Annotated in this window: 13 protein-coding genes; 1 reads left to right on the top strand and 12 read right to left on the bottom strand. The window is 67.8% G+C overall.

Annotated features, from left to right (window positions below; genetic code table 11):
* Window positions 1-62 precede the first annotated feature (62 nt).
* The 11 genes from O9344_RS14440 to O9344_RS14390 form a co-directional block, all read right to left on the bottom strand.
* Window positions 63-836, bottom strand: a complete 774-nt coding sequence (locus O9344_RS14440) for an ABC transporter ATP-binding protein (protein ID WP_298478633.1) — start codon at window positions 834-836, stop codon at window positions 63-65.
* Window positions 833-1633 (bottom strand): ABC transporter ATP-binding protein, encoded by an 801-nt coding sequence (locus tag O9344_RS14435; protein ID WP_298478630.1) that lies wholly within the window; start codon window positions 1631-1633, stop codon window positions 833-835. Before O9344_RS14435 ends, O9344_RS14440 begins: the two co-directional genes overlap by 4 nt.
* Window positions 1630-2706, bottom strand: coding sequence for a branched-chain amino acid ABC transporter permease (locus O9344_RS14430; RefSeq protein WP_298478627.1), 1077 nt, complete (start codon window positions 2704-2706; stop codon window positions 1630-1632). The genes O9344_RS14435 and O9344_RS14430 overlap by 4 nt, the downstream gene beginning before the upstream one ends.
* A gap of 4 nt (window positions 2707-2710) precedes the next feature.
* Entirely contained in the window at window positions 2711-3586 is an 876-nt protein-coding gene (locus O9344_RS14425; RefSeq protein WP_298478623.1) for a branched-chain amino acid ABC transporter permease, read from the bottom strand.
* A 94-nt stretch (window positions 3587-3680) separates the two neighbouring features.
* Complete coding sequence (locus O9344_RS14420) at window positions 3681-4547, bottom strand: 3-keto-5-aminohexanoate cleavage protein (RefSeq protein ID WP_298478620.1); 867 nt, start codon at window positions 4545-4547, stop codon at window positions 3681-3683.
* 78 nt (window positions 4548-4625) lie between these two features.
* Window positions 4626-5393 carry an enoyl-CoA hydratase/isomerase family protein gene (locus O9344_RS14415; protein ID WP_298478617.1) on the bottom strand — a complete coding sequence of 256 codons (768 nt, stop codon included), beginning with the start codon at window positions 5391-5393 and terminating at the stop codon, window positions 4626-4628.
* A gap of 13 nt (window positions 5394-5406) precedes the next feature.
* Window positions 5407-7428, bottom strand: coding sequence for a biotin carboxylase N-terminal domain-containing protein (locus O9344_RS14410; protein WP_298478614.1), 2022 nt, complete (start codon window positions 7426-7428; stop codon window positions 5407-5409).
* 2 nt (window positions 7429-7430) lie between these two features.
* On the bottom strand, window positions 7431-9053 hold the full coding sequence (locus O9344_RS14405) for an acyl-CoA carboxylase subunit beta (RefSeq protein ID WP_298478611.1): 1623 nt from the start codon (window positions 9051-9053) through the stop codon (window positions 7431-7433).
* 98 nt (window positions 9054-9151) lie between these two features.
* Window positions 9152-9802 (bottom strand): glutathione S-transferase family protein, encoded by a 651-nt coding sequence (locus O9344_RS14400; protein ID WP_298478608.1) that lies wholly within the window; start codon window positions 9800-9802, stop codon window positions 9152-9154.
* A gap of 14 nt (window positions 9803-9816) precedes the next feature.
* A complete protein-coding gene (locus O9344_RS14395) occupies window positions 9817-10980 on the bottom strand; it encodes an acyl-CoA dehydrogenase family protein (RefSeq protein ID WP_298478605.1) in 1164 nt (387 codons plus the stop codon).
* A 68-nt stretch (window positions 10981-11048) separates the two neighbouring features.
* Window positions 11049-11810, bottom strand: a complete 762-nt coding sequence (locus O9344_RS14390) for an AraC family transcriptional regulator (protein WP_298478601.1) — start codon at window positions 11808-11810, stop codon at window positions 11049-11051.
* Between the two features lie 269 nt (window positions 11811-12079).
* On the opposite strand from O9344_RS14390, the gene O9344_RS14385 reads away from it, so the two are divergent.
* Complete coding sequence (locus tag O9344_RS14385) at window positions 12080-13174, top strand: TRAP transporter substrate-binding protein (protein ID WP_298478599.1); 1095 nt, start codon at window positions 12080-12082, stop codon at window positions 13172-13174.
* Window positions 13175-13263: 89 nt separating this feature from the next.
* On the opposite strand, the gene O9344_RS14380 is transcribed toward O9344_RS14385, so the two are convergent.
* The gene (locus O9344_RS14380; RefSeq protein WP_298478596.1) at window positions 13264-13887 is read right to left on the bottom strand and encodes a pyridoxamine 5'-phosphate oxidase family protein; all 624 of its coding nucleotides are present in this window, start codon (window positions 13885-13887) and stop codon (window positions 13264-13266) included.
* Window positions 13888-14177 lie beyond the last annotated feature (290 nt).

Raw genomic sequence — 14177 nt, 5'->3', positions numbered from 1 at the left:
TCCCGGGGTGGAACCGGCCTCGATCGCGGCGACAGTGGCGGATACGGTCGTTGGGGCCATCATCACCGCCACATCTTCTTCTTCTTCCAGCGGCGCTCGCCGCGGACCCCGGCCTCCTTCTGGCCGAGGTAGAACTCCTTCACGTCGTCCTTCTCGGCAAGCACCGCGGCGCGGTCCTCCATGACGATGCGGCCGAGCTCGAGGATATAGCCATAGTCCGCGGTGGCGAGCGCCAGGGCGGCGTTCTGCTCGACGAGGAGGATGGTGACGCCCTCCTCTCGGTTGATGCGCCGGACGATGGCGAAGATCTCCTTGGTGAGCTTCGGCGAGAGGCCGAGCGAGGGCTCGTCGAGGAGGAGAAGGTCGGGCCGGGACATCAGCGCCCGCGAGATGGAGAGCATCTGCTGCTGACCGCCGGAGAGCAGGCCCGCATCCTGGTCGGCGCGTTCCTTCAGGATGGGGAAGTAGCGCTCCATCCGCTCGATGTCGCGCGCGACCTCGTCCTTGTCGGAGCGGGTATAGGCGCCCATGAGCAGGTTGTTGCGCACCGACAGCAGCGGGAAGACCTCGCGGCCCTCGGGCGCGTGGCTGAGGCCGCGGCGGACGATGTCGGCGGGGTCGCGGCGCTCGATATTCTCACCCTTGAAGGTGATCGAGCCCTTCTGCGGATCAAGGATGCCGGAGATGGTCTTGAGGATGGTCGACTTGCCAGCGCCATTGGCGCCGAGCACCGTGACGATCGCGCCCTTCGGCACCGACAGCGACACGCCGCGGATGGCCTTCACAGCGCCATAGGCGGCTTCGACATTGGCGAGGGTGAGGATCGGCTCGGTCACGACGCCGCCCTTTCGAGTTCGGCCGCCGCGGCGGGCGTGCCGATATAGGCCTCCACCACGGCCGGATGGCGCTGCACCTCTGCCGGCTGGCCCATGGCGAGGACGCGGCCCTGGTTCATCGCCATGACCCGGTCGGAGACGCGCGAGACCAGCGTCATGTCGTGCTCGACCATGATGACGGTGATGCCGAGGTCGCGGGTGATGTCCTCGATCCAGAAGGCCATGTCCTCGGTCTCCTCGACATTGAGGCCGGAGGAGGGTTCGTCGAGGAGGAGCAGCTTCGGACGGGTGCAGAGCGCGCGGCCAAGCTCCACCACCTTGCGCGCGCCATAGGGCAGGCCCGCCACCATCGCGTCGCGGTGGACGGCGAGGTCGAGCAAATCGATCACCTCCTCCACCCGCTCGCGCAGCGCCACCTCCGCCCGCTTCACCGAGGGCAGGAACAGAGCCTCGGCCAGGGGGTTCGTGGTGCGGTGGACATGGGCGCCGATGAGCAGGTTCTGCAGGACGGTGGCGTGTTCGAAGAGCTCGATGTTCTGGAAGGTGCGGGCGATGCCGAGCCCGGCGATGCGGTGGGCGGGGAGCTTCGTGACCTCCTGGCCCTCCAGCATGATCCGCCCGGCGGTCGGGTTGTAGATGCGGCTGATGATGTTGAAGACCGTCGTCTTGCCCGCGCCGTTCGGGCCGATGATGGTGAAGACCTCGCCCTTGTCGACGTGGAAGGACACGCCGTCGACGGCCTTGAGGCCACCGAACTGAACGGAGATGCCCTCGGCTTGAAAGAAGGGGGCGCTCATTTCAGTCGGTCCGATTTCTGGAAGGCCTTCTGGCGGCGGAACATGCCCTGCCGGTAGAAGGGGAAGAGGTCGAAATAGGTGCGGGTCTTGAGCCAGGCGCCGTAGATCCCGAGCGGCTCGAACAGCACGACGAGGATCAACACCGCGCCGAAGACGGTCGGCTGGAGGCCCGTCGCCTCGGACAGGAAGAGCGGCAGGAAGGGCTTCACCGCATTGATCATCTGCGGCAGCGCGATGAGGAAGGCGGCGCCGTAGATGGCGCCATGGACCGAGCCGAGGCCGCCAATCACCACCATCATGACCAGCTCGATGGACTGCACCACCGTGAACTGGTCGGGCGAGAGGAAGCGGATGTTGTGGGCATAGAGCCCGCCCGCGACGCCGGCGAAGGCCGCCGAGATGGCGAAGGACAGCGTCTTGTAGAAGGCGAGGTTGACGCCCATCGACTGGGCCGAGATTTCGGAATCGCGGATGGCGACGAAGGCGCGGCCGGTGGGCGAGCGCAGGATGTTGATGACGATGAGCGTCGCCGCCACGGCGAAGGCCAGGCAGAGATAGTAGAAGCTCGGCCCGTCGGCGAAGCGCCAGCCGAAGAGGTTGACCGGCGGCACCATCAGGCCGGCATTGCCGCCGGTGACATGCTCGGCGCGGGCGATGATCTCCTCGATGATCGTGCCGAAGGCGAGGGTGGCGATGCCGAGATAGAGCCCCTTCACCCTGAGCGCCGGCAGGCCGACGATGACGCCGACGGCGGCTGCGAACAGGGCGGCTGCGACGATGCCGACGAAGAAGGGCACGCCCGCCGTCACCAGCACGCCCTGGGTATAGGCGCCCACTGCCATGAAGGCCGCATGGCCGAGGGAGAGCTGGCCGGTGAAGCCGGCGAGCAGCATGAGGCCAACGGCGACGATGGCGTAGATGCAGACCTGCGAGAGCTGCGTCAGCACGTAAGGCGAGACGAAGACCGGGGCGACCAGCAGCACCGCCATGAGCAAGCCGTACCAGAAGACCTTGCCGCCATGCTGGAACAGCTCGATGTCCTGCTCGTAGCGGGTCTTGAAGATGAACCGCATGGCCTCAGACCTTCTTGGCGAGGCGCTCGCCGAACAGGCCGTTCGGCTTGAGCACGAGCATGGCGAGGACGACCATGAAGGGCGCGGCGTCCTTGAAGCCCTCCATCAGGTAGAAGCCGGCGAGCGACTCCACGACGCCGATGATGAGCCCGCCGACGATGGCGCCGGGCAGCGAGGTGAAGCCGCCGATAACTGCCGCCGGGAAGGCCTTGATGCCGATGAAGCCCATATTGGCGTGGATGAAGGTCAGCGGCGCGAGCAGGATGCCGGCAATGGCCGCGACCGCCGCCGAGATGGCCCAGATGAGGCTGGAGAGCCGCTTCACCGGGATGCCCATGTAATAGGCCGCCAGCTGGTTCTGGCTCATGGCCTGCATGGCGATGCCGATCTTGGTGTAGCGGAACAGCGCCGCCAGCGCCCCGCAGAGCAGGATCGTGACAGTGATGATGACGATATGCTCGGCGGAGATGACGAGGCCGGCGAAGCGGAAGACCTCGCCGCGGAACGGCACGGGAAGGCTGTGCGTATCGGTGCCGATCACCGGGATCATGGTGACGAGGCCGCGGGCCATGTAGCCGAAGCCGATGGTGACCATGACGATGGCCACCGCCGACTGGCCGAGGATGGGCCTGAGGATGATGCGCTCGTTGAGGAAGCCGATGACGGCGGTGACCGCCATGGCGACGAGGATCACCGCCCAATAGGGGAAGCCGAGCGTCGTGGCGGCGAAGAGACCGGCGAAGCCGCCGATCATCAGGAGTTCGCCCTGGGCGAAGTTCACCGTCTCGGTGGCCTTGTAGATCAGCACGAAGCCGAGCGCGATGAGGCCGTAGATGCACCCCTGCGCCAGGCCGCTGATCACCAGCTGGACGAATTGCAACGAGCCTCTCCCCGTCAGGCGTTTCCCTCGAGATTCTTCCGGCCGGTTTTCCGGCTCGCATGCACGTCGAACCCGCAGCCTCGCCGCAATCGGCTCAGGCCGCAAGCCTCAGGATCGCGCGGGCTTCCGCGGGGCTTGCGACCTCGCGGCCGGTCTCGCGGACAATGGTCGCCATGGCCTCGATGAGCGGACCGTTGGACATCACCTTGGCCCCGTCCTCGCGATAAAACGTGTCCTCGAGCCCTGTGCGCAGGTGGCCGCCGAGCTCGGCGCAGCGGCGATGCAGGCCCCAGATGCCGGCGCGGCCGATGGCGGTGACCTGCCAGTTGGCCTCCGGCGCCTTGAGCTTCAGGAGGATGGGCAGGAGGTCCGGGTCGGCGGGCATGCCGGATTCGACCCCCATGACGAAATTGTACTGGAGCGGGCCCTGCGTCAGGCCGGTGTCGCGGTACATGGCGACGCAGCGGACGATGCCGGTGTCGAAACACTCGAATTCCGGCAGCGTGCCGGTGACGGCCATGACGTCGAGATAGGCCTTCACCTTCTCGACCGGGTTGTCGAAGAGCATGGGCGGCCAGGCCCATGTGCCATCCGCCTTCACCTTCAGATAGTTGAGCGAGCCGGCATTGCAGGCGGCGATCTCCGGCCGCGTCTCACGAATGCAGGCGAGCGCGCCGGCATAGTCCGGGCCGACGACGCCGGAGGTGTGGTTGATGACGACGCCAGGGCAGGCCTCGCGGATCGCCGCCTGCACCGCGGCGGAGAGCGCCGTGTCCCACGACGGCAGATGCCCCTTGCCCTCGCCCTGCTGGCGCAGGTGGATGTGCATGACCGAGGCGCCGGCCTCATAGGCACGCTTCGCCTCGGCCGCCATCTCCGCTGGCGTCACCGGCACCGCGTGCTGGCGCGGATCGGTCAGCACGCCGTTGAGGGCGCAGGTGATGATGGCCTTGTCGCTCATCGGTCGGGAGCCTTCCATCGATGGCACCATGGTCGCTGTGTTGCGCTGTGCGATCTTGCGTTGAGCCGCTGACCCCGCTCAGCGCCAGACCGGCTTGCGCTTCTCGGCGAAGGCGGCGATGCCCTCGCGGGCGTCGTCGGTCTGGGCGGTCAGGGCGATCTGACCCTCGGTGAAGGCGATGGCCTCGTCGAAGCTCATCGCCTCGATGGCGCGCATTGCATATTTGCCGCGGCGGATCGCCATGGGTGACTTGTCGACGAGGCGGCCGACAAGCCAGGCGACCTTGGCATCAAGCTCGGCGCGCGGCACGACGTGGTTGAGGAGCCCCGCGGCGCGCGCCTCCTCGGGCGTGAATGGCTCGCCCGTGAGGCACCATTCCGCCACGACCCGGCGCGGCACGATGCGCTGGAGCAGGCTCAGCACCTGCATGGGAAAGACGCCGACCTTCACCTCCGGCAGGCCGAAGACGACATCGTCGGCCGCCACCGCCATGTCGGTCATGCAGAGGAGCCCCATGCCGCCGGCCATGCAGGTGCCGTTGACGCGCGCGATGGAGGGCTTGGTGCCGTTCTGCACGAGACGCAGCAGGTCGGCATAGTCGCTGGTCGGCTTGGACAGGTCCTGGAAGAAGCTCTGCCCGCCGCCGAGATCGGCCCCGGCGCAGAAGGCCTTGTCGCCGACGCCGGTGAGGACGATGGCGCGGACGCTCGGGTCCTCATGCGCCTGCCGCCATCCCGCGGCGATGCCGGCCACCACGTCGCGGTTCATGGCATTGCGCTTGTCGGGCCGGTTGATGGTGATGGTGAGGACGGGGCCGCTCGCCTCGATCAAAACCGCGTCGGACATGGCGTGGCGCTCCTCAGGGTGCGGTGGGCGTGATGGCGGCGAGGAGGCGGCCGGTGGTGACCTGCTCGCCGACCACGACGCCGATCTCGCCGACGGTGCCTGGGGCGCCCGCCATGTGGACATGCTCCATCTTCATCGCCTCCAGCGTCACGACGGGCTGCCCGGCGGCAACCTCATCGCCGGCCGCGACATGAACCGCGACGACGCGCCCGTTCATGGCGGCAAGGACGCGGCCGTCGGAACCCTCCGCGCCGGCGCGCTGGGCCGGCGCACGGGTGAGATCCCGCACGATGACCTGATCGGGGCCGCGCTGGAGAAAGAGGCGGTCCCCCTCGCGCCAACAGGGGATCTCGTCGGCGACGCCGTCATGGATGAACCGGCACCGGGGCGTTTCCTTGCGAAAATCCGGGCGCCCCTCGTCGAAGCGGATGACGTAGTCGACCCCGCCATGGGAGAGCCGGCAGGTGCCGTCGCGCTCCTGCTGCACGACGACGTCGTGGCGCCGGCCGTCGATCTCGATGACCATGGGGATGGGCAAGGGTGGCCCGAGATGACGGGGCCGATAGCGATAGCGGTCGGGCGTCTCGTCATCATGCAGGACGGCTGCCGCAAGGACCGCATCGGGAAGTCCTTGCGGCACAGGGCGCGCGAGGTCGGCGCCATGATCGGCGATGAAGGCGGTGGTGGCCCGGCCTTCGGCGAAGACGGGATGCGCGAGGGCCCGCGCCAGGAAGCCCTGGTTGGTCATGATGCCAAGGCTCGCGAAGCCGTTCAGCCAGGCCATGAGCTTGGCGCGCGCCTCCTCGCGGGTGCTCTCGTGGACGAAGACCTTGGCGACCATGGAATCGTAATAGGGCGGCACCTCCGCCCCCACCGCCATGGCGGTGTCGATCTGAGCATAGGGTTCGATACATTCCGGCCAGGTGTGGAAGCGGCCGGACTGCGGCAGGAAGTCCTGCGCCGGGTCCTCGGCGCAGAGGCGCACCTCGATCGTGTGGCCGAAGGCCGGCGCGTGCGCATCGTGGGGCGCAATCGCTTCGCCCGCGGCAATCCTGAGCTGCCACTCGACGAAATCCCTCCCGACATTCAGCTCGCTGACGCGATGTTCCACCTGCAGGCGGGTGTTCATCTCCATGAAGTAGAAGTTGCCCTCTCGGTCGAGGAGAAATTCGAGGGTCCCGGCGCCCTCGTAGCCGAGCGACTTCACCGCCTTGACGGCGACCTCCCCCATCCGCTGGCGCAGCTCATGCGACACGGCCGGCGAGGGGGCCTCCTCGATCAGCTTCTGGTGGCGGCGCTGGATGGAGCAGTCGCGCTCGCCCATGTGCCAGGCATTCCCGTGGCGATCGCCGAAGACCTGGATCTCGATGTGGCGGGGCGACTCGATGGCCTTTTCCAGCAGCACCGTTCCGTCGCCGAAGGCATTGGCGGCCTCCGAGCGGGCGCTGCGCAGGGCCTCGGCGAACTGGGAAGCCTCGCGCACCAGGCGCATGCCGCGGCCACCGCCGCCCGCCACGGCCTTGATCATGACGGGGTAGCCGATGGCGGCAGCCTCCGCCGCAAGCCGCGCATCGGACTGGTCGTCGCCCTGGTAGCCCGGCACGACGGGCACGCCCGCCGCCTGCATCAGGGCTTTCGCGCGGGCCTTGTCGCCCATCGCCTCGATGGAATCGGGCGAGGGCCCGACGAAGACGATTCCCGCCTCGCGGCAGGCGCGGGCGAAGCCGGCATTCTCGGCGAGGAAGCCGTAGCCGGGATGGATCGCTTCCGCCCCGGCCGCCTTCGCCGCGGCGATGATGGCGGGGATGTTGAGATAGGATTCGGCCGGCAGCGGCCCACCGATGGCGACAGAGCGGTCGGCGGCATGGACGTGCCGGCTGCGCGCATCGGCGCTCGAATAGACCGCGACGGTCTCGAGACCCATCTCGCGGGCGGTGGCGAAGATGCGCAGGGCGATCTCGCCGCGATTGGCGACGAGCAGCCGGCGGAACGGGGTGGCGACGACACCAGGGGGCTTGAGCGGGATGACGGTCATGGTCAGGGCCTTGCCACCGAAAACTGCATGGGCACCGGCGTCCTCGCCGCCGCCTCGCGGCAGGTGGCCAGCGCCTCGGCCAGGACGGCGCGGGTGTCGCGCGGGTCGATCACGCCGTCGTCGAGGAGCCGCGCCGAGGTGGTGAAGACGTCCATCTGGCTCTCGAAGAGCTGGGTGATCTGCGCCTTCATCGCGCCGATCTGCGCCTCGTCTGCCTCCTTGCCGCGGCGGGCCGCGCCTGCACGGGCGACGATGGCCATGGTCTCGGCGGCCTGCTCGGCGCCCATCACGGCGGTGCGGGCATTCGGCCAGGAGAAGCAGAAGCGCGGGTGGAAGCCGCGGCCGCACATGCCGTAATTGCCGGCGCCATAGGAAGCGCCGCAATAGAGGGTGATCTGCGGCACGGTGGCATTGGTCACCGCCTGGATCATCTTCGAGCCGTGCTTGATCATGCCGGCTTCCTCATAGGCGCGGCCGACCATGAAGCCGGTGGTGTTGTTGAGATAGAGGATCGGCGTCGCCGACTGGCAGCATGCTTGAATGAAGTGCGTCGCCTTATTGGCGCCGGCCGGATCAAGCGGGCCATTGTTGGTGATGATGCCGACGGCATGGCCCTCGATCGTGGCGTGGCCGCAGACGGTGGCCGGCCCATAGGCCTCGCCGAAGGGCAGGAAGACCGAGCCGTCGACGATGCGGGCGATGACCTCGCGCATGTCGACGGGGCGCTTGAGGTCTGCGGGCATGATGCCCAGCAGCTCCTCGGCATCATGGAGCGGCGCGGCGAAGGGGCGGTCCGCAGAAACCGGCATCCGCTCGTTCCAGCCGAGGGCGGCGACGATCTCGCGGGCGATGCGCAGGGCGTCGCGGTCGTCCTCGGCCATGTAGTCGCCAAGGCCGGAAATGGCGGTGTGCATCTCCGCGCCGCCGAGCTCCTCCTCCGTCGCGATCTCGCCCGTGGCGGCCTTCAAGAGCGGCGGCCCGGCCAGGAAGGCGCGGGTGCGCCCACGAACCATGACGATGTAATCGGACAGCCCCGTCTGGTAGGCGCCGCCGGCGGTCGAGGAGCCGTGGGTGACGGTGATGACCGGCAGGCCCGCAGCGGAGAGGCGGGCAAGGTTGCGGAAGATCTGGCCGCCATGGATGAAATGCTCGACGCGATAGCGCAGCAGGTTGGCGCCCGCGCTCTCGACCAGCTGGATGAAGGGCAGGCGGTTCTCCAGCGCCATCTCCTGCCCCCGGATCTGCTTCTCCAGCCCCATGGGCTGGAGCGCGCCGGCATCGATGCCGGAATCGGAGGCTGAGATCATGCAGCGCACGCCGGAGACGAAACCGATGCCGGCGATGACGCCCGAGCCCGGCACACTCTTCTCAAGGTCCGGATGGTCCATGCCATAGCCGGAGAGGGTGGAGAGTTCGAGGAAGGGGGCGCCGGGGTCGAGCAGCAGCGCGATGCGCTCGCGCGGCAGGAGCTGGCCACGCTCGTGGAAGCGCGGGCCGGCGGCGGCCGAGGCCCGGCGCGCCCGCTCCTCCAGCGCCTGCTGGCGGTCGATGAGCGCGAGCATGGCCGCGCGGTTGGCGGCGAAGGCCTCAGCTGTGGGGACGATGCGGCTCTCGATCACGGCCATGGCGCGGCGGGTCCTCCTGTCGTGGAGGCATTGGGCCGCGTCGGGGCCGGCAAGGTCTTGCGCGGAGTGGCTGATGGGGAGGTCAGATCGAGAGCCCCTCAGATCGCCGCCTTCACCCCCTGCTCGGCCGCGGCCTTGTCCTGCGCGGCGAGCGCCCGGCGGAAACCGTCGCGCTGCTTGAGCCGGCCCCAATAGGCGGCTGTCTGCGGCTGCAGGTCCTTCGCGAGCCCCGTCGACTCCGACAGCATCAGCGCATAGCCTACCGCGATATCGGCCATGGTGAAGCGGCCGGCGGCGAGCCATTCATGGTTCAGGAGATGCGCATCCAGCATGCGCAGGCGGCCGTGGAACCACTTGGCATAGTCCTCGACCACCTGCGGCTGGCGGCGCTCGGCCGGCTCGAACCGCCCGTAACGCAGGACCAGCGCCTGCGGGAAGGTCAGCGTTGCGTCACTCTGGTGCAGCCAGTTGAGCCAGAGGCCGTAATCGGCCTCGTCCGGCCGGACGGCGAGGGGCGAGGGCCCATGGCGCACGGAAAGATATTCGCAGATCGCGGCGGATTCGGTCATCCGCGTGTCGCCGTCGATGAGGAAGGGCACGGTGCCCAGCACGTTGACGTCGAAGTATTGCTTGGCGAAGGCCCGCGGCGGGAAGGGCAGCACCTTCAGCTCATAGGGCAGGCCCATTTCCTCCAGCGCCCAGAGCGGCCGGAAGGAGCGGGCGGAGAGGCAGTGAAAGAGCGTGATCATGGTCGGTTACCCCTTCACGAGCGGTTGCTCATGCCGGGCAGCGTGCCCATGGCCTTGGCGATGATGGAGAGCATTACCTCGTCGGCGCCGCCGGCGATCGAGGTCAGGCGGGAGTCGCGATAGTAGCGGGTAACCGGCGTCTCGGTCATATAGCCCATGCCGCCCCAGTACTGCATGCAGGCGTCCGAGACCTCGCGGCCGAGGCGGCCGGCCTTGAGCTTGGCCATGGAGGCGAGCGTCGTCATGTCCTCGCCGGCCATCATCTGCTCGGCGGCGCGGTAGATGAGCGAGCGCAGCAGCTCCACCTCGGTCTTCAGCTCGGCGAGGCGGAAATGGACCACCTGGTTGTCGAGGATCGACTTGCCGAAGGCCTGCCGGCCCCGCGTGTATTCGATGGTCTGGTCGATGATCCATTCGGCGGGTTTCAGGCAGGCCGCGGCGCCCCAGAGCCGCTCCTCCTGGAACTGCATCATCTGGTAGGTGAAGCCCTTGCCCTCCTCGCCGATGCGGTTGCGCTTCGGCACGCGCACCTCGTCGAAGAAGATCTGGGCGGTGTCGGAGGCGCGCATGCCGAGCTTGTCGAGGGTGCGGGCGACGGTGACGCCCTTCTCCGTCATCGGCACGCAGATCAGCGACTTGTTGCGATGCGCCGGCCCGTCGCCGGTATTGGCGAGGAGGCAGATCCAGTCGGCCTGGGCGCCGTTGGTGATCCACATCTTGCCGCCGGTGATAACGTAGTCGTCGCCATCGGAGCGCGCCGTGGTCTTGATCGAGGCGACATCGGAGCCGGCGCCGGGCTCGGAGACGCCGATGCAGGCGACCTGCTCGCCCGAGACGGCGGGAGCGAGGAACTCGCGCTTCACATGGTCAGAGCCGAAGCGGGCGAGGGCTGGCGTAGCCATGTCGGTCTGCACGCCGATGGCCATGGGCACGGCGCCGCACTGGATGCCGCCAACCTCCTCGGCCATCAGCAGCGCATAGGAATAGTCGAGGCCCATGCCGCCATATTCGATGGGCTTGTTGAGGCCGAGGAAGCCGAGGGCGCCGAGCTTTCTGAAGACATCGTGAGCGGGAAAGCGGCCCTCCGCCTCCCAGGCATCGACATGCGGATTGATCTCGGCGGCAATGACCTTCTGGAGGCTGCGCCGGACCTCTTCGTGCTCGGACGTGAACAGCATGGCTCGCTCCTCGGGATGGTCGGCGGCAGGCTAGGGGGCCTCGGGCGGGCGCGGCTTGCGTGGACTGGTCACGCCCGCGCCGCGGCACCCGACCGGAAGATCTCGAGCTCGCGCGAGCCGGAGAAGATGGCGCGGGGCTTCAAACCGTAGAAGCGGCGGATCGAATGGGAGAAATGGGTGGAATCGGGGTAGCCGATATCCAGCGCCAGATGCGCCATATTGATGGTCTCATTGGCGAAGTTCAGGAGATGGCGCGCCCGCTTCCAGGCCCGGCAGGCGCGGAAGGCGATGCCCGTCTCCTGCTTGAACAGGTGCAGGAAGCGCGAGACCGAGAGGTTTGCCAGCGCCGCGCAATCGGCGGCCGTCAGCGGCTCGCCGGGATTGTCGCCGAGGAGGGCGAGGACGCGGCGGATGCGCGGGTCCATCCGGCGCGGGGCGAGCGGCGCTCCGAACACGGCGGTGTCGAAGGCAGTCGCGTCCATGGCCTGCTTGGCGGGCGCTGCGCGCAGCCGGTGATAGGCCTCGCGCAGGCGGCGGGCGAGGACGGCCTCGTCGAGGGCGGAAAGCTCGGCGGAAAGGCGCGCAAGAGCGTCAGGGTCGACGCTCTCCGGCTCGACCAGGACGCCGATGACGCTGGGATGTTCGGGGTCGATGCTGTGCTGGGCATAGGCGGGCATGATGGCCGCCTCGACACTGCGCTCCGGCGCGCCCGCAGCCCGAATGCGCAGGCGTCCCTCCATGCTGGCGAAGGCGATGAAGGCGCCGAGCGTACGCTGCTTCGGCCGGCCGAGCAGGCCCGCATAGAAGACGCGCTCGGGACCAACCAGCATGAACCGTTCCGCGCAGAGCGACGGATTCCCCATGCGTTTCCTCCGGATTTATCGTTGTTTTGCGGCGATGATAGCCGGCGCGGGGGCGAAAACCAGCGGTCCGAACGACACAGGCGGCGGGTCATTTCACGCCGCGGCTCCGTTATTGGACTAAAGGCTGTTGCGCGGCTGCCTTGCAGAGACGGCGTTGCTCGCCTGCGCCGACATTCGGCTTATGGCGCGCTCCCGCGAACTCTGAGAATTCGCCCCGTTTCCGTTGGAGGAACCGCATGAAACGCCGCAATTTCCTCGCCGCTTCCGGTGCTGGCCTCGCCGCTGCCGCTGTCGCAGCTCCCGCCGTCGCCCAGTCCGCCCCCGAGGTGAAGTGGCGCCTGACCTCGTCCTTCCCGAAGTCGCTCGACACGATCTATGGCGGCGCCGAGACGATCTCCAAGCAGGTCGCCGAGCTCACCGACAACAGGTTCCAGATCCAGGTCTTCGCCGCCGGCGAAATCGTGCCCGGCCTGCAGGCGCTCGACGCCGTGTCCAACAACACGGTCGAGATGTGCCACACCTGCTCCCATTACTATGTGGGCAAGGACCCGACCTTCGCCATCGGCACGGCGGTTCCGTTCGGCCTCAACGCCCGCCAGATGAACGCCTGGCTGTATCAGGGCGGTGGCAACGAGCTCTTCAACGAGTTCTACAAGAAGTACAACATCCACGCGATGCCGGCCGGCAATACCGGCGCGCAGATGGGCGGCTGGTTCCGCAAGGAGATCAAGACCGTCGCCGACCTGCAGGGGCTGAAGATGCGCATCGCCGGCATTACCGGCCAGGTGCTGGCGAAGCTCGGCGTCGTACCGCAGCAGGTTGCCGGCGGCGACATCTACCCGGCCCTCGAAAAGGGCACGATCGACGCTGCCGAGTGGGTCGGCCCCTATGACGACGAGAAGCTCGGTTTCAACAAGGTGGCGCCGTTCTACTATTATCCCGGCTGGTGGGAGGGCGGCCCGACCGTCCACGCCATGGTCAACCTGGAAAAGTGGAACGCCTTGCCGAAGGCCTACCAGACTGCGCTGACCAATGCCTGCACCACGGCGAACACGGTGATGGCTGCCAAATATGACCTGCAGAACCCCGCGGCCCTGCGCCGCCTGGTCGCCGCCGGCACGCAACTGCGTCCCTTCTCGCAGGAGGTGATGGAGGCGTGCTTCACCGCCGCCAACCAGCTCTACGGCGAGATCGGCGCCCGCAACGCCGACTTCAAGAAGATCATCGAGGCCATGCAGGCGACGCGGTCGGAGCAGTATCTGTGGTGGCAGGTCGCCGAGTTCACCTTCGACGCCTTCATGATCCGCGCCCGCTCCCGCGCCGGCCGCTGATCCCAGGCGCGCCGCGACCAATGGGGCCGCGTCCTTCGGGACGCGGCCTTTTTTCATGTCCGCGAAAATCTGTCGGGCAGCCGCTCCGCTCAGTAGAGGTTGGTGGTGTAGGCGGCCTCGAGCCGCTTGTCGGTCGCGCCAGCATCGACGCCGGCGATCTGGTCCGCCAGCACCACGCCGAGCGTCGGGAAGGCGTCGCGCCCTACCTTCTTGTCGGGGTTCCACAGGTCGGCCCTGAGGATCGACCGGCCGCAGTGGAAATAGACCTGGTCGACGGCGATCTCCATGGCGGAGCTCGGCACGATCGTGCTCTTGATGGCCATGGACTGGAGCACCGCGGGATCGGTGACAATCCTGGCGCGCCCGTTGACGCGCAGCGTCTCGTTCAGCCCCGGCACGAAGAAGAGCAGGCCGACCTCGGGCCGCGCCAGCACGTTCTGCAGCGTGTCGAGGATGTTGTTGCCGCGCCGGTCGGGGAGCAGCAGCGTGCGGTCATCGACCACCTGGACGAAGCCCGGCGCATCGCCGCGCGGCGAGCAATCGGTGCCGGTGTCGCTGGTGCTGGCGATGGTCAGGAAGGGCGACAGGGCGATGAAGCGACGGCAATGCGCGTCCAGCCTGTCGCGCATCTTGCGCGCTGCGGTCTCACCGGGCTCACCGTAGAGGTCGCGGAGGTGATCGGTGTCGGCGACAACGGGGGAAGGCTCGCTCATGGCTGTTTCCTCGGATCGCGCCTTTGGCGCCGCTGAGTGCACCCAGACAACAGGCAATCGCGGACAAGCGCCAGTGCGGGTTGCACAGAGCGCCCATTCGCGCGGCCGGATGTTGGCCGGGCGCCGTGCGGGACCCCGTCACGGGCTCGGGTTCCGCAAGGCTTGTCGGCTCACGGTTTCGCGACCAATGATCACGGATGTGCGATTGTGCAATGATGCAAGTTTAAACTTTCATCCATCGTTGCAATTTCTCAAGTTCGTGATTGGCAAGTGATCGGGCAGAGGTCCAT

It is taken from the genome of Phreatobacter sp. (assembly GCF_027532945.1).
Lineage (GTDB): Bacteria > Pseudomonadota > Alphaproteobacteria > Rhizobiales > Phreatobacteraceae > Phreatobacter.
Note: the sequence above shows the minus strand (reverse complement) of the source record. Positions and strands in the feature narration are given on the sequence as shown.